This window comes from Massilia sp. 01N410, from assembly GCF_056399665.1.
Genome location: NZ_JBFTRV010000004.1, coordinates 55,472 through 77,390 on the forward strand (window position 1 = coordinate 55,472; position 21,919 = coordinate 77,390).

Consider the following 21,919-nt stretch of genomic DNA (forward strand, 5'->3'; position numbering starts at 1 on the left):
ATCTGATCCATGTCCTTACAACACCTTTTGACTGTGTTCGGCACCGAACAGAACTCTTCGTTACGGCAGAGTAAAACATCACCTGAGTGTTTAAAAAGGAGAAAAACAATGAGGACACCCCATATGATTTTATTGCTCGGCGCCGCCATGCTGTGGGCAGCGCACGTGCGGGCGGCAACGCCGGAGTCCAAGCTCGCCTACCAGCAGGCGCGTGAACAGGCGGCCGCCAATTACAAGAACGCGCGCGCCCAGTGCGATGCCGTGACCGGCAATCCGAAGGATCTGTGCGTGGCAGAAGCCAAGGCGGTGCGCGTGCGGGCCGAGGAAGAGGCGCGTGCGAAATACGAAGACACGCTGAAGGCTTACACCCGCGCCCGCCTGAAGATCGCGGATGCCAACTACGACCGCGACAAGACGCGCTGCGCCGGCCTGGCCGGCAACGACAGGGACGTCTGCCAGGCCCAGGCCAAGGCCACGCTGGTGGCCGCGCGCGCCGACGCCAAGGCCGACCAGAAGACCATCGAAGCGCGCAATGAGGCCCGTGACGACAAGCTGGAAGCCGCATGGAAAGTCGCCAAGGAACGCTGCGACGCCTTTGCCGGCGCCGCCCGCGACCAGTGCATGTCGGACGCCAAAGCCCAGTTCGGCAAATGAGGTAAACGCGAACCACAACCCGATTTATAACCGGCCTCAAGGCCATCCCGTATCACCCGTGTGATGCATTGACAACAAGGAGCTCATCATGACCATGACCAAACGTATCGCCACCGCCGTCTTCACCGCCACTGTCGCTTTCGCCGTCGTCGGCTGCGCCCAGACCGCCACCCACGAAAGCACCGGCCAGTACCTGGACGATGCCGGCATCACCACCAAGGTGAAGGCCGCCTTCGCCGCCGACCCGAACGTCAAGGCAACCGAGATCAACGTCGAGACCTATCAGGGCACCGTCCAGCTGTCTGGCTTCGTGGCCAATCCGGCCGACGCCCAACGCGCCGCCGACATCGCGCGCGGCGTGAAAGGCGTGTCCTCGGTCAAGAACGACATTCGCGTGAAGTAAGCCGGCGCGTAGAATGAGCTGACGCCGGATGGTGTGTTCCGGCCGCGCGGGGGATCCCTGTTTGACTCACCAGGGGGTCCGCCCGGGCGCGTCGGCTGGACAGCAACATATCGGCCAGCCCCAGGGTTGGCCTTTCTTTTTTCAGGTATCGACATGCAGCTCGCTCCCACCGCCAAGACTTCGGCCGAGCAATCGGACCACCCAACCCCGGCGTCAGCCACCGAGGAGCCGCGCTCGCCGGAAGAGGCTGCGCGCGAAGCCGGCCTGCTGAGCGCAGAAGGCGCCCCTACCGGCGAAGAGCTGGGGGCCCAGCACGGCGCCCTGCGCCTGCCGGTCCACGTCAACGCACGCGGGATGTCGCTCGGCATCCTGGCCACCGTCGCCTTCATTTTCGCCCTGCAATGGGCCAAGAATTTCCTCGTGCCGCTCCTGCTCGGCATCTTCCTCGCCTACACCCTCAGCCCGGTGGTGCGCTGGCTGGAGCGCTGGCACGTCAAGCGCGCGATCGGCGCCACCCTGGTCACGGCCGCGATCCTGGCCGGCATGGCGCTCACCGCCCAGCGCCTGCAGGGCGAGTTCTTCAATATCATCGACGGCCTGCCGGCGCTGACCCACAAGGTCACCAGACTGATCACCCAGAATTCCGACGGCCAGCCCTCGACCATCCAGCAGGTGCAGGCCGCCGCCGCGGAGATCGAGCAGGCGGCCGCCCACGCCGCCGGTGCGGACGCGCGCCGCGCCCAGCAGCAAAAGCATCCGGCGCCGGCCGGCGTGCCGGGGGCCAGCAATTTCCGCGTGATGGACTGGCTGCTGGCCGGGTCGGTGGGCCTGGCCAGCTTCATCTCCCAGGCCACCATGGTGGTCTTCCTGGTGTTCTTCCTGCTGCTGGCGGGCGACACCTTCAAGCGCAAGCTGGTCAAGCTGACCGGGCCTTCGCTGACGCGCAAGAAGGTGACCGTGCACATCCTCGAGGACATCAACACCTCGATCCAGAACTATATGTTCATGCTGCTCGTCACCAACACGCTGCTGGCCCTGCTGATGTGGGGCGTGCTGCGCATGATCGGCCTGGAGAACGCCGGCGCCTGGGCCATCTTCGCCGGCGTCGCCCACATCATGCCTTACTTCGGGCCGCTGCTGATTACCTCGGCCACCGGCCTGGTCGCCTTCCTGCAGTTCGAATCGCTGCGCATGGTGATCCTGGTGGCCGGCGCCTCGCTGGCGATCGCGACCCTGGTGGGCATGGTGGTGACCACCTGGATGACCGGCAAGATCGCAAAGATGAACCCGGCCGCCGTGTTCGTCAGCCTGCTGTTCTGGGGCTGGCTGTGGGGCATGTGGGGCTTGCTGCTCGGCGTGCCGGTGGTGGTGGTGGTGAAGGTTGTGGCCGAGCGGGTGGAAGGGATGGAGGTGGTGGCGGAGTTGTTGGGGGAGTGATTTCACCCGCCGTTCCCGCATCTCCCCGTCATTCCCTCCACGCCGAGCGGCCGAAGCCGGTACTCTCCGAAACGCGGCAGGGATATCGGATGACCTGAATCCGGTTGTTCAGCATGGATCCCCGCCTGTGCGGGGAGTCATTTCGGGCAATGTCCGGAATGACGCTGACGTGTTCAGGCATTGTGGCCGACAGCCACTCCCAACCGCCGATCCGGCGCCCCGCCCGTGCGTCGATCACGCGAGCCCGCGGTGCGGCGTTCGCGGATGCGGCGTTCCGGCCGGCCATCCGGCAGGTCGCCCAGCGGGGACACTTCCTTGCCTTCCTTCTTGCTCAGGCTGCCCATCTGGATCGCGTACTGGCGGGCGAATTCGGCGCCCAGGAAGAAGATCTGCGCCGAGTAGTACACCCACAGGAGCAGGGCGATCAGGGAGCCGGCCGCGCCGAAGCTGTTGGTGGTGCCGCTGTTGCCGATATACAGGCCGATCGCGTATTTCCCCAAGGTGAACAGGACCGCGGTGCCGAGCGCGCCGATGGTGACGTCGTGCCAGGACAGCTTGATGCGCGGCAGCAGCTTGTAGATCACGCCGAACAGGGTGGCGATCACCAGGAAGCTGAAGGCCCAGGCGACCCAGCCGAAGATGACGGTGGCGTTATGCCAGTAGCCGCCGAGGAATTTCTCGGCCACGGTCAGCGCCGCCGATACCACGAGCGAGGTCATCAGCAGCAGGGCCAGGGTCAGGATCAGGCCGAAGGACAGCAGGCGGGTGCGAATCGTGTCCCAAAAGCTGGCGTCCTTGGGCGGCGGCACGCCCCAGATCTCGTCCAGGCTGTCCTTCAGTTCGGCAAAGGCGGTGGTGGCGCCGATCACCAGCAGCACGGTGGCGACGATGGTGGCGAACAGGCCACTGTCCTTGTTCTGGGCGCCGGCCAGGATGGCTTCGATGGTTTGCGCGCCCTTCGGGCCGACCAGGCCGCGCAGTTCGCCGATCAGCTGGCCCTGGGCCGCTTCGGCGCCGTAGAAGAAGCCGGCGACGGCGATCACCAGCACCAGGATGGGCGCGAGCGAAAACAGCGAATAGAAGGCCAGGGCCGCGCCCTTGCTGGATGCGCGGTGCTCCATCCATTCGGTGACGGCGCAGCGCATCACGTGGATGACCTTGCGCGAAAACGGTGCCCAGTTTTTTACATCCATATCGCTTCTCCAAAAAAAGAACGCGCCCGAAGGCGCGTCGAGTGACCAGCACGGGTCGGGGTCCTGCGGGTGGCCGGGCCGGCGGGAACGCGTGCGCTCCCGCTCATGTTCACCCTACTGCTTACTGCACGCGGCGTTCGACGGTGATCTGCTCGACTTCCACGCGACGGTTCGGCGCCAGGCACGCGATCAGCTCCGAACGCTTCTTCTGGTGGCAGTCGGTGACCACCGGATTCTTCTCGCCCTTGCCGTAGGCCTTCAGGCGGTTCGCGTCGACGCCCTTGCCGACCAGGTATTCGCGCACGGCGTTGGCGCGGCGCTCCGACAGCTTCTGGTTGTACTTCGGCGAACCGATGCGGTCGGTGTAGCCGGTGATGTCGACGTCGGTGATCGACGGATCGGCCTGCAGGGCGGCGGCGATGTCGTCCAGCTTGGGCTGCGGCATCGACAGGGTGGCGCTGTCGAAGGCGAACAGTTCGGTCGCCGACAGGGTCACCTTCTCGAAGCGGGCCGGCGGCGGCGGCGGCGGCGGGGCTTCCACGACCGGGGCCGGTGCCGGTGCCGGGGCTTCCACGACCGGAGCCGGGGCCGGTGCCGGCGGTGCCGGCGGCGGGTTGAAGGCGTAGATCAGGCTGAAGCCGACATACTTGGTGAGGGCTTTCGAGAAGCCGAATTCGTCGTCGTGGCGCAGGTTGCTCTTCACGGCGCGGCCGTCGAGCTGCACCGACCAGCGGTCGTTCAGGCTGGCCTGGACGCCCAGGCCGGCGGTGTAGTACGGCGACCAGCCGGAGGCGTTGTAGTTGCCACGGCTTACGCGGTCACGCTCGCCACCGACGCCGACCAGCAGGAAGGGGCGGATCTGTTTGCGCGAAAGCATCAGCAGCGCGTCGACACCAACCAGGGTCTGGCGGTAATTGGTGAGGCTGTTGTCGGAGCGGGCATGGGTCGCGCCGATCTGGATGTCCCACAGCGGGTGCACCGGTTTACCGAACTTCAACCCGCCGCCCCAGTCCTTGTCGCCGACGCCGAAGTCGTGGTCGGGCTTGATGCCGACGACGGTCGGCGCAATGTACCACGACGGATTGATGACTTCTTGAGCCAGCGTCGAACCAGCCGAGCAGAGCAGGGCGGCAGCCAGAGCGATCTTCTTCATATTATTCACAGGTAACTCCCATTGGTTGTAAATGTGCTTACATCGCGTGCCTAAACAGTGATGTTGTGGTCAAGAATACAAGCCTGTGTTTCCCAGGGTCCGTGCGCTACCGCACCAAGGCAACTGTGTTTGTGACAAATTCGCAACGCGACAGTTCCATTTTTTTCCTGCTCAGCCACAAAGGGTGGCTTAAGATGGGCTCATCTTCGGCTATGTCGTTGATAAATTCCCCGTACGCAAGAAAACTAGAGAAAGTGTTATCACTAACTGTTTCATTTTGTAATAGTTGTTCGATCGCGGTGTAACGATCTTTATCTTCTTCCCCGGACATACAGCCTGGGACACCCGGTCACTTACTACCGTGGCTGTCATAAAAACCGCTGTTCTTTCCCGTTTTCTCAATTAAACGCTTGTGCCGCGTCAATACGCTGGCTCACTTAATAACTTTGAGAAATTTTCGGCAATGTTGGCTGGCGCACAGAACTCCGGGTCTGACGCAGGCAACCTTGTATCCAGTTAAGCGGAACCGGCGAGTTGTCTGGGGGTCATACAGAAAAACGCCGGTCCGGGCCACACAGAACACAGTCTCATTAAATGGAGTAAACCAACATGCATGCAGCGACTCACCACAATGCGGTGCAAGGCGACATCGGCGCAGTGCACACTTCCAGCAACTCTGCACTGATCGAACGTGTCCCGCCGCAACCGACCGAACGCGCGCCCATCTCGCTGGCGCCGATCGAGCGTGTGCGGTCGACCTCGGCCACCCAGCGCCGCATCGAGAACATGCAGAAGCTGATTGGCGAGCTGCAGACGCACGAAATGCTGGCCGACGAAATCGCCTGGTTCCTGAAATTCTCGCCGTCGGGCGCCCGCAAATACATCCGCGACCTGCGCGAAGCCGGCGTGATCGAGCTGGCCCGCTATATCGAGGGTACCGCCACCTACCTGGGCAAGGCCGTGTACCGCATCTCCCCGGATCCGGAACGCGTCAAGGCCTTCCTGGCCGCGATCTGCCAGCCGAAGCGCGAAGGCGCCGCCCCCCGCAAGGAGCGCCCGGGCCTGCGCGAACAGAGCATGGCCGGCACCGGCCGCCATTTCCACATCCTGGCCGACGACACCCACTACGCGATCCGCGTGAACCGCAGCCCGGTTTCCCGCGATCCGCTGGTCGCCGCCCTGTTTGGCCCGGCCCCGAGCCAGGTCGCCAAATAAGCCGGCCAGCACCGAATCTGCCCTGACCCCGTACGCGGCACAGACAGCCGCCATGCGGGGAAACGGCACGATGCGCGCCACCGCCTCCGGGCGGTGGCTTTTTTTTTACCAATTGAAAAGTCGATAAGGGCTCCCATATGCGGCGGGAAGCGGCAAGTCGCCGCGCCCGTCAACCACAGGAGATCCCATGTTACCGAGTGCCGAATCGCTGGAAGGAAAGCCCGTTCCCCAGGTCACGTTCAAGGCGCGGCCCGACGAGCAGTGGCGCGACATCACGACCGACGAGCTGTTTAAGGGCAAGACCGTGGTCGTGTTCGCCTTGCCGGGCGCCTATACGCCGACCTGTTCTTCCGCCCACCTGCCGCGCTATAACGAACTGGCGCCGGTGTTGCGCGATAATGGCGTGGACGACATCGTCTGCATCACCGTCAACGATCCCTTCGTCGTCAACGAGTGGCAGCGCAGCCAGGAAGCGGACAATATCACCATGATCCCGGACGGCAACGGCGATTTCAGCGAAGGCATGGGACTGCTGGTCGACAAGCGCGAGCTCGGCTTCGGCAAGCGCTCCTGGCGCTATTCGATGCTGGTGAAGGACGGCATCGTCGACAAGATCTTCATCGAGCCGGACAAGGAGGGCGATCCCTTCGAAGTGTCGGACGCCGACACCATGCTGCGCCATATTAATCCGGAAGCGAAGCCGATCGAGCCGGTGGTCATGTTTTCCAAACCCGGCTGCCCGTTCTGCGCACGCGCCAAGGCGGTGCTGAAGGCGCGCGGCATCGCCTTCACCGACATCCCCCAGGACCAGAAGATCACCACCAGCGTGCTGCGCGCCGTCTCGGGCGAGATGACCTGGCCGCAGGTGTTCGTCGGCGGCACGCGGATCGGCGGCGCCGATGCGGTCGAGGCGCATTTCGGGCAGTCCGGCGCGCCGGCGGGCGCCCAGGCCGCGTGATGGAGACCGGCGCCGCCATCGCCTGCGCCGCCATCGCGGCCGGGCTGCTGCTGGCCTGGGGCCTGCCGCGCTGGCGCCTGGGGCGGGCGCTGGCGCGTCCCCTCGACGCCGCCCAGCTGGGATTCATCGAGCGCAACGTGGTCCAGTACCGCGGCATGCCGGCGCCGCTGCGCGAGCAGCTGCAGGTCCTGGTCAAGCGCTTCCTGCACGAGAAGACCTTCGTCGGCTGCGCCGGGCTCGAGATCACCGAGGAGATGCGGGTGACGATCGCGGCCCAGGCCTGCCTGCTGCTGCTCAACCGCACCACCGAGGTGTACCCTGGCCTGCACGCGGTGCTGGTGTATCCGGGTGCCTTCCTGGTGCCGCGCAAGGAGGTCGATGCCGGCGGCGTGGTCACCGAGACGCGCCAGGACCTGCTGGGCGAATCCTGGGGCGACGGCCGCGTGATCCTGTCCTGGGACCACGTGCAGCGCGCCGGCCACCAGCCGGAAGGCGCGCAGAACGTGGTGCTGCACGAGTTCGCGCACCAGCTCGACAGCGAATCCGGCAGCACCAACGGCGCGCCCATCCTCGGCAGCACGGAAAGCTACCAGCGCTGGTCGGCGATCCTGTCGCGCGACTTCGAGCTGCTGCGCCGCGATACTTACTGGGGCTACCGCGACGTGCTCGATCCCTACGGCGCCAGCAGCCCGGGCGAATTCTTCGCGGTCGCCACCGAGAGCTTCTTCGAGCAGCCGCACGCGCTGGCGGCGCGCCATCCGGACCTGTACGCCGAATTCAGGCGTTATTTCCGCGTCGATCCGCGCGACTGGTTCCCGCAGCCGCTATGGCAGGAAGCGGAGCCGCAGGGCATGGTCTACGGCCAGTGGCGCTGACTGCGCCAGGCTGCGTGCGTTTGCGCACAGAGCGCCGGCAGCCGCTCGCGCATGCTCTGCAGTAATAACGAATCCAGGAGGGTTGACCAATGTCCATGATCATTGCAGGGCACTTTCAGCTGCTGGAAGACATCGAGCAGGCGCGCCGCGCCCTGCTCGACGCCGGTTTCGCGGGCGAGCGTATCAGCGGCTTCTACCTGAGCCAGCCGGGCCAGCACGACCAGACCCCGATCGGCGGCGACCACATCCAGTCGCCGGGCGCCAAGGAAACGCCGTTAGGCGTGGTGGAGGGCGCCAGCGCTGGCGCGGTGATCGGCGCGGTGGCGGGCGCGGCCACGATCCCGTTCACCGGGCCACTGGGGCCGGTGGTCGGCGGCCTGGTCGGCGCCCACGTCGGCTCGCTGTTCAGCTTTTCGAAGATGAAGGAAGCCGGCGAGCGTGAAAAGGGCGGCGAGGCGCCGGCCGAGATCCGCCATGCCGGCATGCTGGTCGCGGTCGCTTTCGACGATTCGGGCATGGAGGCGCGGGCGGTGGACGTGCTGCGTGGCCTGGGCGCCACCCAGATCGAGCGCGCAAGGGGTAATATCGTGGATGGCGACTGGGCCGATTTCGAGCCGTGCAGCACCCCCGACATCATCCGCTGAGCATTTCCCGGACATTCCCCGGGTCAGGGCTGTTTGAGATTTGTCAACGCTGAGTACGGCAGCGCTTCTAGACTCGGTGTTTCCGCCGCGCTCACGGCGCGGCCTTACCGGCGAGGAGACGACAGACATGCACGAAGACAAAGCAGCTGCAAAAGTAGCCTTGGTAACGGGGGGAATGGGCGGGCTGGGCACGGCGATCTGCCGCCGCCTGCACGACGAGGGATTCCAGGTGGCGGCGACCTGGTCGCCGCACAACCCCGCGCCGGAAGCCTGGCTGGCGGCCCAGCGCGACGACGGCTACCGCTTCCAGGCCTACAAGGTCGACGTCACCGACTACGGCGACTGCGAGTGGATGATGCAGAAGCTCTTGTCCGAGATGGGTCGGCTGGACGTGCTGGTGAATAATGCCGGCATCACGCGCGACCGCAGCCTGCGCAAGATGAGCCTGGAGGATTGGCAGGCCGTGCTGCGCGCCAACCTCGACAGCGTATTCAACCTGAGCAAGCAGGCCATCGAACCGATGATGGCGCGGCGCTGGGGCCGCATCGTCAACATCTCCTCGGTCAACGGCCAACAGGGCGCCTTCGGCCAGACCAACTACGCCGCCGCCAAGGCCGGCATGCACGGTTTCACCAAGGCGCTGGCGCTGGAGATGGCGCGCCACGGCATCACCGTCAACACGGTGTCGCCCGGCTACCTGCGTACCCGCATGGTGGAGGCGGTGCCGCCGGATGTGATGAGCGGCAAGATCCTGCCGCAGATTCCGATGGGCCGCCTGGGCGAGCCGGGCGAGGTGGCCGGCCTGGTGGCCTATCTGGTGTCCGAGGATGCCGGCTTCATGACGGGGTCGAATTTTGCCATCAACGGCGGCCAGCACATGTACTGATCGTCGGGATCGTCAGCGGGAGCGCTCGGCGCGCGTCTGGCAGGCGATACACAGGCGCGCTTCGGGCTTCGCCAGCAGGCGCGACTCGCCGATAGCCTGGCCGCACATTTCGCACAAGCCATAGCTGCCGTCTTCGAACTTGGCCAGCGCGTGGCGCAGCACCTGCATCTCGGCCGCATGGTGGCCCGCCGCTTCGCGCGAAAGGTCGTTCAGCAGGCGCACGGTGGCGCGGTCGAGCGGCGAACTTTCCACTTCCGAAACCGGCAGCTCGCCCTCGGCGGCTTGGGGCGGCGCCGCGCTCTCCAGCGCCCGCAGGCGCTGCTCCAGCATCGATTTCAGACGTGCGAGCAGGTCCAGGTCCGCGCCGCCGGACTGGACGCTTGGATTGACGCTCATGGGAAGGGCCCTCCGATGGATGCTGCGCGAGAACCCAGTGTAGCGCAAACTTCGAGCGCCTAACAAAAACCCTGGGGCTTCTGTCAGGCGCTCGCGGCCGGCGGCGCCTCGTGCATGGCAATGACGTCGAGCTGGGTCTTGAGCTGGGAGATCGCGGCCAGGATCGGCAACACCTGGCCGGTGCTGGCCGCCGCGGCCAGGCCCAGCAGGCGGGCGACCAGGGTGATGCCGTCGCCGATGCGGGTGATCTTGCGGATCTTGTCGGCGGCGTCCAGAGTGAGGGCGACCAGGTGCTGCTGGGACTGGCCGAGCGAGCCGACCACGCAGGCGGCGGCGTCGTCGTAGAGGCGGTTGGCGCGCTGGCGCAGCTCGATCTCGGCGTCGAGCAGGGCACGGGCCACGGCCTGCTCGGATTCCGGCACCTCGCCGTGGTGCTGTTCCTGGCTCTGGTGGATGTCGCGCATCACCCGCTCGTGGATGCTGTCGGCGCAGGCGGACAGCTTGTCGGCCAGTTCCTCGACCTGCTTCGCGGTGGACAGGGCCTCGGCCGGGGTCGGCGGCGCCTTGGGCGGGGTGGGCTTGTCGTTTGCCATGGGTTTCCTCGGGCTCGGGAATCAGGGGGAGTCGGACAGGGCGTCGCGCAGGGCGATCAGGTCGCGCCCATAGGCGGACAGCAGCGCGCGCACCTCCGGCGACGTCAGATTGTGCAGGTTCTCGCGCATCTTCTGGTGGCCTTGCGCCACCTTGGTCAGGCCCTGCATGGCCGCGTCATAGCGCTTGTCGATCAGCTTGTATTCGTTGGCCTTGCTCATGTAGTGCACCTTGGCCAGGGTCACCAGCATGCGGTCCGAATTCTTGGTCGAGAATGGGATCTCGACGTCGAAGATGCCGAGGATGGTCTTCTTCTCGTTCTCGTTGGTCTTCGCGTACAGGCGGGTCAGGGCGATCATCGCGTCCAGCAGTATCTGCACGTCGGCGTCGCCGTCGCGCACCATGGTCTCGACGCTGCGGTTCTGGTAGCCGGAGGCGATCGCCCGGGTCAGCAGGCGGGTCAGCCCGGTATAGGCGGCGATGTGGCGCTGCTGCAGGCCGGACTCGGCATTCGCCTTCAGGCCGTTGCCGAGATCGTCGAGCTGGGGCGAGAGGTCATAGCGGGCATCGCCGGCCAACAGGCTCAGGGTCTGCATATACAGCACCAGGCTCTTCTGGATGCTGATGTAGTCTTCGTAGACGGCCTTGCGGCGCGCATCGTTCTCTTTCGCGATGCGGTCGGCGGCCGGCGACAGGTAGGGCTGCTCGCGCTCGTAGGTGTCGCGGTAGCGCCTGGACAGCTCGGCATGGCCGCCGAGGCGGGCCGAAGCGTCGGCGAACTGCCGGACTTCGGCCAGGCTGAGCTGGCCGCCGGGACCGGCGCAGGCGGCCAGCGTGAGGCCGGCGGCAAGGACAAGCAGGTAACGCGTGAGAGTGCGACAGATGTCCATGGGTCCTTTCTAGCCGGCAAAAGGCCGCGCTCGAAAAACCCATTCTTTCAAAGTTGCCTGCTGGCTACCTTGCCTCGGATCAAGTCAGCGGACGAAAGCCTCACGCCAGCTCAGGCCCGCCACGGTATCGCCCTGCGGGATGTATTCGCAGCCTACCCAGCCTTCGTAGCCGAGCTGGTCCAACAGGCGGAACAGGAAGGGGTAGTTGATCTCGCCGCTGCCCGGTTCGTGGCGGCCCGGCACGTCGGCGATCTGGATGTGGCGGATCAGCGGCAGGCGCTCGCGCAAGGTATTGGCGAGTTCTCCCTCCATGCGCTGCATGTGGTAGACGTCGTACTGCAGGAAGAGGTTGGGGGCGCCGCATTCCTCGATGATGGCGGCGGCCTGGCTGCTGTGCGTCAGGAAGTAGCCGGGCATGTCGCGATCGTTGATCGGCTCGATCAGGACCTCGATGCCGTGGCGCGCGCAGGCGTCGGCGGCGAAGCGCAGGTTGGCCACGAAGGTGGCGTGGGCGCGCGCCGGCGCCACGTTCGACGGCAGCTTGCCGGCCATGCAGTGCAGGCGCGGCACGCCGAGTTCGGTCGCATGGTCGAGGGCCTGCTCGACGCTGTCCTGGAATTCGCCGACCCGGCGCGGATCGCAGGCGAAGCCGCGCTCGCCCGCGGCCCAGTCGCCGGGCGGGAAATTGTGCAGGACCAGCTGCAGCTTGTAGCGCTGCAGGCGGCCCAGGATCTGTTCCGGCTCGAAGGCATAGGGGAACAGGAACTCGACCGCGTCGAAGCCCGCCGCGCGCGCCGCGGCGAAGCGTTCGAGGAAGCCGAGCTCGTTGAACATCAGGCTGAGGTTGGCGGCGAATTTTGGCATAAGATTAATTTTAGCTTATTGACGCCGGCGGCGCGGCGTCGGCCATCTTCGCCATCGGCGTGAACAGCCAGGCCGCCAGGGCCGCCACGCTCAGGCCCAGGCCGGCGCCGACGAACAGGCTCGCCAGGGTGACGGCGCTGGCCAGCCAGCCGGCGACCGCCGCGGCCAGCGGCGCCAGGCCCATGAAGACGAACATGAAGATGCTCATCATGCGTCCCAGCATGCTCGGCGCCACGCGCTGCTGGATCCAGGTGAACACGGCCACTTGCACATAGCCGCCCAGCACCCCGATCGCCGCGAGGATCAGCATGCCCTGCCAGCTCGCCGTGACCAGCCCCAGCGGCATCAGGAGGAAGCCGGCCAGGCCGTCGACCAGTAGCAGGGTCAGGCCGAGACTGCCCAGGCGGCGCCTGCCGAAGCTGCCGGACAGGGCCATGCCGGCCAGCGCGCCGGTGCCGTGGGCGCCCATCAGCAGGCCGAGGGCGGAGGCGCCGTGCAGGCGCTCGCTGGCCAGCAGCGGCATCGCCACCTGCATCACGCCGCCGGTCACGCAGGCGCACAGGCCCCAGTAGAAGAAGGCGGTGCGCAGGGTGGTGTCGCGCCATACGGTCGCCAGGCCGGCGCCGACCGCGCGCAGCACCGGCTCGCGTGCCTGCTGCGGCGCGCTTGCCGCCAGCGGCCTGACTTTCGCCAGGGTCCAGGCCGACAGCGCGAAGCTGACGGCGTCGAAGCCGAAGGCCAGGCCGAGGCCGGCGGCGCCGCCGCCGCGAACGCCGGCGCTGCCGTCGCCGGCCAGCAGGAACAGCAGGCCGGCCAGCAGCGGCCCGGCCAGCATCGTTACCTGGCGCACCGCCATCATCATGCCGTTGGCCGCCTGCAGGTGCTGCAGCGCCACCGCCTGCGGCAGCATCGAGGTGCCGGCCGGGATACTGAAGGCCGAGGCGATGCTCAGGACCACGGCCAGCGCCGTCACCAGCGGCAAAGTCGCGCGGCCGCTCAGCACCAGGGCCGCAAGCAGGCCCAGCAGCACTGTGTTGACGTGCTTGGTCAGCATCAGCACCCGCTTGGGCGAATGGCGGTCGACCAGGGCGCCGCCGAACAGAATCAGGACGGCGCGCGGCACGCCCATCACGGCCACCATCATGCCGAGCGCGAGCGGATCGTGGGTCAGCTGCAGCACCAGCCAGGGCAGGGCGATCATGGTGAACTGGTCGCCGAGGGCGGAAATCACGCCGCCGCTCATCAGCCAGGCGAAGTTGGGGTCGCGCAGCAGGGCGCCGCGCCGATGGTGTTGATCCTTGTTGTCCATGGCGTTCCGATTGAAGAAGGATTATTGGCCGCCGCCCGCCAGCTGGGCCAGCAAGGCCGAGGTCGCTTCCAGCTGGGCCCGCGACGGCGCGCCCAGCATGGCGCGGCTGATGTCGTCGACCACGGCGGTGGCATTGCTTACCATGTCGTTGCCGGTGGCCGTGATGATGGCGTAGCCGACGCGGGCGTCGCGCGGATCGCTCTGGCGGTCGACCAGGCCGATCTTTTCAAGCGGCAGCAGCGAGCGGGTCACGCCGGAAGCGGTCAGGCCCAGCTTCTCGGCCAGGTCGACGCGGCGCAGGCGTCCGCCGGGCGCGCGCTGCAGGTGCAGCAGCATCTGGTAGTCGGCAAAGCTGATGCCGAAGTGGCCGCCGAGGGCGCTGTCGAGGCGGCGCGAGAGGGTGGCCCAGGCGCGTCCCATGCGCAGGCAGAATTCGGTGGTGAGGGTGTCGCTCATGATGGTCCTCCAATATTTGAAAAGTACTTGACTGCTCAAATATATAGGGTTTTGCAACGCTTGCAAAGTACTTGAGTGCTCAACTATCTCATCGAGGCGTAAAAAAACCGGGGCCGCGCAACAGGGAAGTTTGCGCGGCCCCGGTTTCTCAGGCCCTGAGGCGTCTGTCCGGCTTAGCGGCCACCGCCGCTGCGTGCATTGGCCGGACGCGGACCACGGCCGCCACCGCCGCCATTGCCACCGTTGCCGCGTGCGCCGCCGCCATTGCCGCCGCGGTTGGCGCCGGGCTGGCCACCGTTACGCGGCGCGCCGCCTGCCGGTGCGCTGCCGCGCTGACCGGCCGGCGCGGCGCTCCTGCCCGCCGGCGCTGCGCCGCGCGGAGCACCGCCGCCAGGACGTCCACCGCCCGGACGGCCGCCACGGCCGCCATGGCCGGGCGCGCCGCTGCGCAACTGGATCGGCTGCGCCTTGGCGTTCGGATCCGGCTCGAAGCCCGGGATCACCTGGCGCGGCAGGGTTTGCTTGATGAGCTTCTCGATGTCCTTGAGCATCTGGTGTTCGTCGACGCAGACCAGGGACACGGCCTCGCCGGTGGCGCCGGCGCGGCCGGTGCGGCCGATCCGGTGCACGTAATCTTCCGGCACGTTCGGCAGGTCGTAGTTGACCACGTGGGGCAGCTGGTCGATGTCGATGCCGCGCGCCGCGATGTCGGTGGCGATCAGGGCGGTCAGGCTGCCGTCCTTGAACTCGGCCAGGGCCTTGGTGCGCGCCGACTGGCTCTTGTTGCCGTGGATCGCCATCGCGCCGATGCCGTCCTTGCCGAGCTGCTCGACCAGTTTATTGGCACCGTGCTTGGTGCGGGTGAACACCAGCACCTGTTTCCAGTTGTTGGTCTTGATCAGGTGGGCCAGCATCGGGTGCTTCTTGTCGCGGTCCACCGGGTGGATCATCTGCTCGATGACTTCCACGGTCGAGTTGCGGCGCGCCACTTCGATCAGTGCCGGGTTGTTCAGCAGCTTGTCGGCCAGTGCCTTGATCTCGTCCGAGAAGGTGGCCGAGAACAGCAGGTTCTGGCGCTTCGGCGGCAGCACGGCCAGCACCTTCTTGATGTCGTGGATGAAGCCCATGTCCAGCATGCGGTCGGCTTCGTCCAGCACCAGGATCTCGATCTTGTCGAGCTTGATGGTGCCCTGGCCGACGTGGTCGAGCAGGCGGCCCGGGGTGGCGACCAGGATGTCGACGCCGTTGGCCAGCAGCTTGATCTGCGGGTGGATGCCGACGCCGCCGAAGATCACGGCGGAGTTCAGGTTGGTGTACTTGGCGTAGGTGCGGATGTTTTCTTCGACCTGGGCCGCGAGTTCGCGGGTCGGGGCCAGCACCAGGGCGCGGATCGGGCGCTTCGAGCTTTTATTCGCCAGCGCCAGGCCGGCCTTGTCGGTCGACAGGCGGTGCAGCACGGGCAGGGTGAATCCGGCGGTCTTGCCGGTGCCGGTCTGGGCGCCGGCGAGCAGGTCGCCGCCGCCGAGCACGGCCGGAATGGCCTGTGCCTGGATCGGGGTCGGCGCGGTGTAACCCGCTTCAGTAACGGCACGGACGAGGGCGTCGGTCAGACCGAGAGTATTGAATGACATAGTTTTTCTGTAGGGATCGGCCCGTCGTCCTCGCATCGAAGACGCCAGTCCAGCCGATCGGATTACACGACACGAGGAGGCCGGTACTGGAGCCGGCACACACCGAGAGGCGCGGCGCCGGCAAAAGAGGGTCGGCGCCACACGGCATTATAGTTAAAAATGTTTCGCTATGGAAATTTTAGCGCGGCGACATTGCCGGTGGAAGCGGGCAGCGCGGCGCCGTGACTGGCGCTGAAGCACTGGCCGCGCCGGGCCTGCTCTTGCGAGCGCCCGGACTGACACGGCCTCTATTCTACGCGAAAGGCCGCAAGAACGTTTTTATGCGAACGGTTTCAGGACCGCGACCATGCCGGCGAAGACCTTCGGGCCGGCGGCAATGATGTCGCCCTTGTTCAGGTATTCGGATTCGCCGCTGAATTCGCCGACGATACCGCCCGCTTCGGTCACCAGCAGCGAGCCGGCGGCGATGTCCCAGATCTTCAGGCCCTTCTCGAAGAAGCCGTCGACGCGGCCGGCGGCCACGTTGGCCAGTTCCAGCGCGGCCGAGCCGCTCGAGCGTACGCCGTGGCAGCGCTGGGCCACCACTTCGTACATGCGCAGGTATTCGGCCAGCGCGCGCGGGTCGGTGCCGTGGCCGGAGCCGATCAGGGCCTTGTTGATGCGTTCCGGGTTGCGCACGCGGATGCGCTTCTCGTTCAGGTAGGCGCCGGCGCCCTTGGTGGCGGTGAACAGGTCGTTGCGGACCGGGTCGTAGACCACGGCCTGGGTGATCATGCCGCGTTGCTGCAGCGCGATCGAGATGCAGTAGTTCGGGTAGCCGTGCAGGAAGTTGGTGGTGCCGTCGATCGGATCGATGATCCAGACGTATTCGCTCTCGTCGTTCAGGTTGCTCGATGCGCCGGTCTCTTCGCCCAGGATCGCGTGGTCGGGGTAGGCCTTCAGCAGGGTCTCGACGATCGCCTGTTCCGAGGCCTGGTCGATGTCGGTGACGAAATTGTTATGGCTTTTTTCGCTGATGGTGATACGGTCGAGATCGAACGATGCGCGGTTGATGACCGTGGCGGCGCGGCGGGCGGCCTTGATGGCCGTGTTGAGCATTGGGTGCATGAGGGCTTCCTGAAAAATGCTGACGCCCACCGCGCAGCAGGCGCCGTGAACGATCCATGAACGAGAATGACAAAGAGCAAAGCGGTGCCGAAACCGTTAAAATCGCCGCCGGATCCTTCGACCCAGACTGCATTTCAACCGCTCGTCACCGCGCGATGGCGCTATTTTACAATGAACCCGACCGAAACTGACATATCTCTCTTTAAACGCCTACGCTTTGTGCTAGTGGAAACCAGCCGCGCGGGCAATGTCGGCTCGGTCGCGCGCGCCATGAAGACCATGGGCTTCAGCGACCTGGTGCTGGTGTCGCCGCGCTGCGACAGTCCGCTGATTGATGCCGAGGCGGTCGCCTTCGCCAGCGGCGCCATCGACGTGCTGGAGGGGGCGCGCATCGTCGGCAGCGTGCAGGAAGCGCTGGAGGGCTGCAATTTCGCCGCCGCGGTGTCGGCCCGGCTGCGCGAATTCTCGCCGCCGGTGTGGTCGCCACGCGATTTCTCTGCCCATGTGGCCGCGATGGCCGACCTGCGCCCGGCCCTGATCCTCGGCAACGAGCGCGTCGGCCTGCCGAACGACATCGTCGCCGGCTGCAACGTGCTGATCAACATTCCGGCCAACCCGGCGTATTCCTCGCTGAACCTGTCCCAGGCCGCCCAGGTGCTGGCCTACGAATGCCGCCTGGCCGCGGAAGGGGAGAACCGCACCCAGGCCGGCATCGGCTTCCAGGGCGAGGCCGCCACCATGGCGCAGATCGAAGGCATGTACGCCCACCTCGAAGAAGCGCTGGTCGCCATCGGCTTCCTGAACGCCGACAACCCCAAAAAACTGATGCCGCGCCTGAAACGCCTGTTCGCCCGCACCCAGCTCGAAACCGAAGAAGTCAACATCCTGCGCGGCATCGCCCGCCAGATGCAAAAGCACCGCGACTAAAATTCGGGGTCAGAGCACTTTATTGTTTAAATTCGGGGTCAGAGCACTTTTCTGAACAAGGGCTCACCGGAATGGCAGGCAAAGGAAGTTTGCCGTCCAGGCCTCCAGCGCAAACGAAATCTGGCATTCTGGCCGTCCATGCAAGCGAGCTTCGCCTGGGCCGGCAAGGTGAAAATCGCTCTGACCCCGAATTAAGTCAGAAATGTGCTCTGACCCCGAATTTTGGCGGCTAGACGCGGCGCTCTAGTTTTCGGCGTTTTGCTGTCGGATCTTTCGCTTACACTAGGCAAAAAAGCAAGATAGGGGTTCGATATGGAGACTGGCCGCAGATCCTTCCTCAAGGCGGGCGCCCTGGCGACGCTCGTGCTGGCCGCCGGCGGCGGCCTCTACCGTTATGCGCATCCGCCGGCGCCCCGGCGTTTCGTGCTCGACGGCGAGGCGCGCAATGCCCTGCATGCGATCGTGCCGGCGGTCCTGGCCGGCGTGCTGCCCAGTGAACCGGCGCAGCGCGCCAGGGCCATCGCGTCAACGACGGAAAGGCTGAACCAGACCATCCACGGTCTGCCGCTGGCCACCCAGCAGGAGGTGCAGGATCTGTTCGGCCTGCTCGCGCTGGGACCGGCGCGGCGCCTGCTGACCGGCATCCCGCACGGCTGGCTGGAGGCGAAGGACGATGAAGTGAGCGCCTGGCTGCAGGACTGGCGCACCCACCGGCTGGCCCTGTTCCGCACCGCCTACCAGGCCCTGCACGACCTGGTGCTCGGCAGCTGGTACAGCGACGACGCCAACTGGGCGGCGATCGGCTATCCGGGACCGCTGAAGGAACTCGCATGAGGAGCGCGCATGAGTAATACCGCCATCATCCCCGACCCATACGAAGCCGGCCTGGCGCGCGGCTGGAAGATCGTCGACGGCGCCCGCCTCGACACCGATCGCACGCTCGACGCCGACGTCGTCATCGTCGGCAGCGGCGCCGGCGGCGGCGTGACGGCCGAGATCCTGGCACTCAGCGGACTGTCCGTGATCATCGTGGAAGAGGGCGCGCTGAAATCCTCGCGCGACTTCAAGATGCGCGAAGCCGACGCCTACCCCACGCTGTACCAGGAATCGGCCGCCCGCAAGACCAAGGACAAGGCGATCACCATCCTGCAGGGCCGCACCGTCGGCGGCTCGACCACGGTCAACTGGACCTCGAGCTTCCGCACCCCGCCCGACACCCTCAAGTTCTGGCAGCAGCGCCATCGCCTCGACACCTACAGCGAACAGGACCTCAAGCCCTGGTTCGAGCTGATGGAGGCGCGCCTGCACATCGGCGACTGGCAGGCCGCGCCGAACGAGAACAACGACCTGCTGCGGCGCGGCGCCGACAGGCTCGGCATCCCGACCGGCTTCATCCGCCGCAACGTCAACGGCTGCTGGAACCTCGGCTATTGCGGCATGGGCTGCCCGACCAATGCCAAGCAGTCGATGCTGGTATCGACCATTCCGTCAAGCCTCGACCATGGCGCCACGCTGGTCACGCGCGCCCGCGCCGAGCGCTTCCAGATCGAAGGCGAAAGGATCGCGGCGCTCGACTGCAGCTTGCTGGACGCCGGCGGCATCCAGCCCACCGGCCGCAAGCTGCGCCTGCGCGCGAAACACTATGTGCTGGCGGGCGGCGCGATCAACTCGCCGGCGCTGATGCTGCGCTCGAAAGCGCCGGATCCGAACGGACTGCTGGGCAAGCGCACCTTCCTGCACCCGACCTTGATCTCGGCCGCGATTTTCCCCGAGCGCGTCGAAGGCTATGCGGGCGCGCCGCAGACCGTGTATTCGGACCACTTCCTGCACACCCAGGCGATCGACGGCCCGCTCGGCTACAAGCTGGAGGCGCCGCCGCTGCACCCGGTGCTGTTGTCGACCACCATGACCGGCTTCGGCGTCCGGCATGCGGAGATGATGCGCCAGTTCCCCCACCTGCAGGGCATGCTGGCCCTGCTGCGCGACGGCTTCCACCCGGACTCGCGCGGCGGCAGCGTCCAGCTGGGCGCGGGCGGGGCGCCGGTGCTCGACTATCCGCTGAACGATCCGGTCTGGGACGGCGCCCGCCGCGCGCTGTTGACGATGGCCGAGATCCAGTTCGCGGCCGGCGCCGACGCCGTGCAGGTGGCGCACGAGACCGCACCGCGCTACGCGTCGTGGAAGGAAGCGAAGGAGGGCATCGCCGCGCTGCCTTACCGCCCGCACCTGCCCAAGGTGGCCTCGGCCCACGTGATGGGCGGCTGCATGATGGCGGGCGACCCGCGCGCCGGCGTCACCGGCCAGGACGGGCGCTACCACGGACTGGCCAACCTCTCGGTGCACGACGGTTCGCTGTTCCCGACCTCGATCGGCGCCAATCCGCAGCTGTCGATCTACGGCATCACCGCGCGCCTGGCCAGCCAGCTCGCGCAGTCGCTCACCGGCCGCCCGGCGGCACGCCCTGTCGCCGCACCGGCGCCGGCAGCGGGCAAGCCGGTGGCCGCGATCCAGCCCGCGGCCGCGTGAGGGCAGCATGAAGAGCGCGCGCCGCCTGCTGTGGGCGCTGCTGCTGGTGCAGCTGGCGGCGGCGCTCCTGATCGGCTGGAGCGCCGTGGCTTTCCTGGAGATGGCGCCCTGGCGGGCGGCCCTGCTGGGCGCGGGCAGCGTGGTGCTGGTGCGCCTCTTGATCAACATGAACAACTTCGTGATGGCGGCCCACTTCGCCAGCGCCACGCCGCCGGCCTTCCGCCTCGGCGCCAGGGCCCGCCTGCGCCTGCTGGCCGAGGAATTCCGCGCCAGCATGCTGGTGACGTCCTGGTTCGTGCCCTGCGCGCGCGCGGCCACCCGCATCTACCCGGACAGCCGCCAGCCGCCGGTGCTGCTGCTGCACGGTTACGGCTGCAACAGCGGCTACTGGGCCCACCTGCTGCCGCTGCTGGATGCGGCCCGCATCAGCCACGCGACGGTGGACCTGGAACCGGTGGCCGCCGACATCGACGACTACGTGCCGCTGGTCGAACGCGCGGTGCGCGAGCTGTGCGCGGCCGCCGGCACCGACCGGGTGGCGATCGTCGCTCACAGCATGGGCGGACTGGTGGCGCGGGCCTGGATGCGCGCCCACGGCAGCGCGGCGCTGGCGCGCGTGATCACCCTCGGCACGCCGCACCACGGCACCGCGCTGGCGCGCTTCGGCCTGGGCAAGAATGCCTTTCAGATGCGGCCCGGCAGCGACTGGCTGCGCGCGCTGGCGGCAAGCGAGGACGGCGCTGACCGCGCCCTCGTCACCTCGCTCTACACCCACCACGACAACATCGTGTCGCCGCAGGAATCGAGCCGCCTGGAAGGCGCGCGCAACATCGAATTCGGCGGCGTCGGCCACGTCGCCCTCGGCAGCAATCCGCGCGTGCTGGCCGCGGTCATGGACGAGCTGGCGGCACTGGCTTCCGGCGCGCCCCGGTGCTAGAGTAAAACGTGTAAATACAAGGCCGAACCGTGGAGTCCACCATGCCAGCGCGCATCCTCATCGTCGAAGACGACCCGCCCACCCGCGAGCTGATGGCATGGCTGTTGCACGCGGCCGGGCACACGGTGAGCGAGGCCGGCGACGGCGCGGAAGGCCTGCGGCTGGCGCTGGACGGCCGGCCCGACCTGGTGGTGTGCGACCTGCGCCTGCCTTCGATGGATGGCTATGCGGTGGCGCGCGTCCTGAAGCGGGAGCCCGGCTGCGCGGCGATCCCGCTGCTGGCCGTGAGTACGCTGCGCCCGGAACAGGACCGCGAGCGGGTGCTGGCGGCCGGCTTCGACGGCTATGTGTGCAAGCCGATCGAACCGGCCAGCTTCGTCGCCGAGGTCGAGGCCTTCCTGCTGACAGCACCTGAAGCGCCGGCGCTGCCGACCCTGCTGGTGGTCGACGACGACAGCTTCATGCGCGAGGTGCTGGTCGACAGCCTCGAGGGCGAGCCCTGGCGCATCCTCAGCGCCGGCTCGGCCGAGGAGGCGCTCGACCTGCTGGCCCGCCATCCGGTCGACGTGATCCTGTCCGACCAGTGCATGCCGGGCATGCAGGGCACCGAACTGATGGCCCATGTCGGCCGCCTGTATCCGCACACGGTGCGCCTGATCCTGTCCGGCCTGTCCGAGCGCGAGCCGATCGAGCGCGCCTGCGCCGCCGGCCTGGTCGACCGCCACCTCGCCAAGCCCTGGGCCGCCGGCGCCCTGCGCGAGGACCTGCGCGCCGCCTTCCGGGAGCGCAGCGCCGGCAGCTGAGCCGAAGATCGGCCCGCCCGCCGATATGGCCGAGGCCGACGGTCGGTGTTATCCTTGCGGGTGA

General features: G+C 66.9%; 24 protein-coding genes. 14 read left to right on the forward strand and 10 right to left on the reverse strand.

Features of this window, described 5'->3' with window-relative positions; genetic code table 11:
* The first annotated feature begins 123 nt into the window (after positions 1-123).
* The 3 genes from AC1DOP_RS06910 (at position 124) to AC1DOP_RS06920 (ending at position 2,494) form a co-directional block, all read left to right on the forward strand.
* Entirely contained in the window at positions 124-654 is a 531-nt protein-coding gene (locus AC1DOP_RS06910) for a hypothetical protein (protein WP_442124101.1), read from the forward strand.
* A gap of 88 nt (positions 655-742) precedes the next feature.
* Positions 743-1,057 carry a BON domain-containing protein gene (locus AC1DOP_RS06915; RefSeq protein ID WP_442124102.1) on the forward strand — a complete coding sequence of 105 codons (315 nt, stop codon included), beginning with the start codon at positions 743-745 and terminating at the stop codon, positions 1,055-1,057.
* A 153-nt stretch (positions 1,058-1,210) separates the two neighbouring features.
* The gene (locus tag AC1DOP_RS06920; protein WP_442124103.1) at positions 1,211-2,494 is read left to right on the forward strand and encodes an AI-2E family transporter; all 1,284 of its coding nucleotides are present in this window, start codon (positions 1,211-1,213) and stop codon (positions 2,492-2,494) included.
* Positions 2,495-2,667: 173 nt separating this feature from the next.
* On the opposite strand, the gene AC1DOP_RS06925 is transcribed toward AC1DOP_RS06920, so the two are convergent.
* Both AC1DOP_RS06925 and AC1DOP_RS06930 read right to left on the reverse strand, forming a co-directional pair.
* The gene (locus AC1DOP_RS06925; protein WP_477250599.1) at positions 2,668-3,687 is read right to left on the reverse strand and encodes a YihY/virulence factor BrkB family protein; all 1,020 of its coding nucleotides are present in this window, start codon (positions 3,685-3,687) and stop codon (positions 2,668-2,670) included.
* A gap of 121 nt (positions 3,688-3,808) precedes the next feature.
* Positions 3,809-4,840 (reverse strand): OmpA family protein, encoded by a 1,032-nt coding sequence (locus AC1DOP_RS06930; protein ID WP_442124105.1) that lies wholly within the window; start codon positions 4,838-4,840, stop codon positions 3,809-3,811.
* 609 nt (positions 4,841-5,449) lie between these two features.
* Here AC1DOP_RS06930 and AC1DOP_RS06935 point away from each other — a divergent pair.
* The 5 genes from AC1DOP_RS06935 to phbB all read left to right on the forward strand — a co-directional run bounded on the left by AC1DOP_RS06935 (position 5,450) and on the right by phbB (position 9,418).
* Positions 5,450-6,055 (forward strand): winged helix-turn-helix domain-containing protein, encoded by a 606-nt coding sequence (locus AC1DOP_RS06935; protein ID WP_047825542.1) that lies wholly within the window; start codon positions 5,450-5,452, stop codon positions 6,053-6,055.
* A gap of 187 nt (positions 6,056-6,242) precedes the next feature.
* Positions 6,243-7,013 (forward strand): glutathione peroxidase, encoded by a 771-nt coding sequence (locus AC1DOP_RS06940; protein WP_442124106.1) that lies wholly within the window; start codon positions 6,243-6,245, stop codon positions 7,011-7,013.
* The gene (locus tag AC1DOP_RS06945; RefSeq protein WP_477250736.1) at positions 7,013-7,888 is read left to right on the forward strand and encodes a M90 family metallopeptidase; all 876 of its coding nucleotides are present in this window, start codon (positions 7,013-7,015) and stop codon (positions 7,886-7,888) included. Before AC1DOP_RS06940 ends, AC1DOP_RS06945 begins: the two co-directional genes overlap by 1 nt.
* Positions 7,889-7,977: 89 nt before the next feature.
* A complete protein-coding gene (locus tag AC1DOP_RS06950) occupies positions 7,978-8,532 on the forward strand; it encodes a hypothetical protein (protein ID WP_442124107.1) in 555 nt (184 codons plus the stop codon).
* Positions 8,533-8,659: 127 nt separating this feature from the next.
* Positions 8,660-9,418 carry an acetoacetyl-CoA reductase gene (gene phbB, locus AC1DOP_RS06955; RefSeq protein WP_477250600.1) on the forward strand — a complete coding sequence of 253 codons (759 nt, stop codon included), beginning with the start codon at positions 8,660-8,662 and terminating at the stop codon, positions 9,416-9,418.
* Positions 9,419-9,430: 12 nt separating this feature from the next.
* On the opposite strand, the gene AC1DOP_RS06960 is transcribed toward phbB, so the two are convergent.
* The 8 genes from AC1DOP_RS06960 to AC1DOP_RS06995 form a co-directional block, all read right to left on the reverse strand.
* Complete coding sequence (locus AC1DOP_RS06960; RefSeq protein WP_442124109.1) at positions 9,431-9,814, reverse strand: TraR/DksA family transcriptional regulator; 384 nt, start codon at positions 9,812-9,814, stop codon at positions 9,431-9,433.
* An 83-nt stretch (positions 9,815-9,897) separates the two neighbouring features.
* On the reverse strand, positions 9,898-10,407 hold the full coding sequence (locus AC1DOP_RS06965) for a hypothetical protein (protein ID WP_442124110.1): 510 nt from the start codon (positions 10,405-10,407) through the stop codon (positions 9,898-9,900).
* Positions 10,408-10,428: 21 nt separating this feature from the next.
* Positions 10,429-11,295: a hypothetical protein gene (locus tag AC1DOP_RS06970; protein WP_477250601.1), complete on the reverse strand. Its 867-nt coding sequence runs from the start codon at positions 11,293-11,295 to the stop codon at positions 10,429-10,431.
* An 84-nt stretch (positions 11,296-11,379) separates the two neighbouring features.
* Positions 11,380-12,159 carry a 2-oxo-tetronate isomerase gene (otnI, locus tag AC1DOP_RS06975; protein ID WP_442124112.1) on the reverse strand — a complete coding sequence of 260 codons (780 nt, stop codon included), beginning with the start codon at positions 12,157-12,159 and terminating at the stop codon, positions 11,380-11,382.
* 10 nt (positions 12,160-12,169) lie between these two features.
* Complete coding sequence (locus AC1DOP_RS06980) at positions 12,170-13,468, reverse strand: MFS transporter (RefSeq protein WP_442124113.1); 1,299 nt, start codon at positions 13,466-13,468, stop codon at positions 12,170-12,172.
* A gap of 21 nt (positions 13,469-13,489) precedes the next feature.
* Positions 13,490-13,924 carry a MarR family winged helix-turn-helix transcriptional regulator gene (locus AC1DOP_RS06985; protein ID WP_442124114.1) on the reverse strand — a complete coding sequence of 145 codons (435 nt, stop codon included), beginning with the start codon at positions 13,922-13,924 and terminating at the stop codon, positions 13,490-13,492.
* Positions 13,925-14,097: 173 nt separating this feature from the next.
* Positions 14,098-15,555, reverse strand: a complete 1,458-nt coding sequence (locus AC1DOP_RS06990; protein WP_442124115.1) for a DEAD/DEAH box helicase — start codon at positions 15,553-15,555, stop codon at positions 14,098-14,100.
* 318 nt (positions 15,556-15,873) lie between these two features.
* On the reverse strand, positions 15,874-16,653 hold the full coding sequence (locus AC1DOP_RS06995) for an inositol monophosphatase family protein (RefSeq protein WP_442124136.1): 780 nt from the start codon (positions 16,651-16,653) through the stop codon (positions 15,874-15,876).
* A gap of 65 nt (positions 16,654-16,718) precedes the next feature.
* Here AC1DOP_RS06995 and AC1DOP_RS07000 point away from each other — a divergent pair, with 65 nt between their 5' ends.
* The 6 genes from AC1DOP_RS07000 to AC1DOP_RS07025 all read left to right on the forward strand — a co-directional run bounded on the left by AC1DOP_RS07000 (position 16,719) and on the right by AC1DOP_RS07025 (position 21,855).
* Entirely contained in the window at positions 16,719-16,853 is a 135-nt protein-coding gene (locus AC1DOP_RS07000; protein ID WP_477250602.1) for a hypothetical protein, read from the forward strand.
* Entirely contained in the window at positions 16,834-17,589 is a 756-nt protein-coding gene (locus AC1DOP_RS07005) for an RNA methyltransferase (RefSeq protein WP_442124117.1), read from the forward strand. The genes AC1DOP_RS07000 and AC1DOP_RS07005 overlap by 20 nt, the downstream gene beginning before the upstream one ends.
* 312 nt (positions 17,590-17,901) lie before the next feature.
* The gene (locus AC1DOP_RS07010) at positions 17,902-18,423 is read left to right on the forward strand and encodes a twin-arginine translocation signal domain-containing protein (RefSeq protein WP_442124118.1); all 522 of its coding nucleotides are present in this window, start codon (positions 17,902-17,904) and stop codon (positions 18,421-18,423) included.
* Between the two features lie 9 nt (positions 18,424-18,432).
* Entirely contained in the window at positions 18,433-20,115 is a 1,683-nt protein-coding gene (locus AC1DOP_RS07015) for a GMC family oxidoreductase (RefSeq protein WP_442124119.1), read from the forward strand.
* 7 nt (positions 20,116-20,122) lie between these two features.
* Positions 20,123-21,052: an esterase/lipase family protein gene (locus tag AC1DOP_RS07020; protein ID WP_442124120.1), complete on the forward strand. Its 930-nt coding sequence runs from the start codon at positions 20,123-20,125 to the stop codon at positions 21,050-21,052.
* A gap of 41 nt (positions 21,053-21,093) precedes the next feature.
* Positions 21,094-21,855 (forward strand): response regulator, encoded by a 762-nt coding sequence (locus tag AC1DOP_RS07025; protein WP_442124121.1) that lies wholly within the window; start codon positions 21,094-21,096, stop codon positions 21,853-21,855.
* The last annotated feature ends 64 nt before the right edge of the window (positions 21,856-21,919 follow it).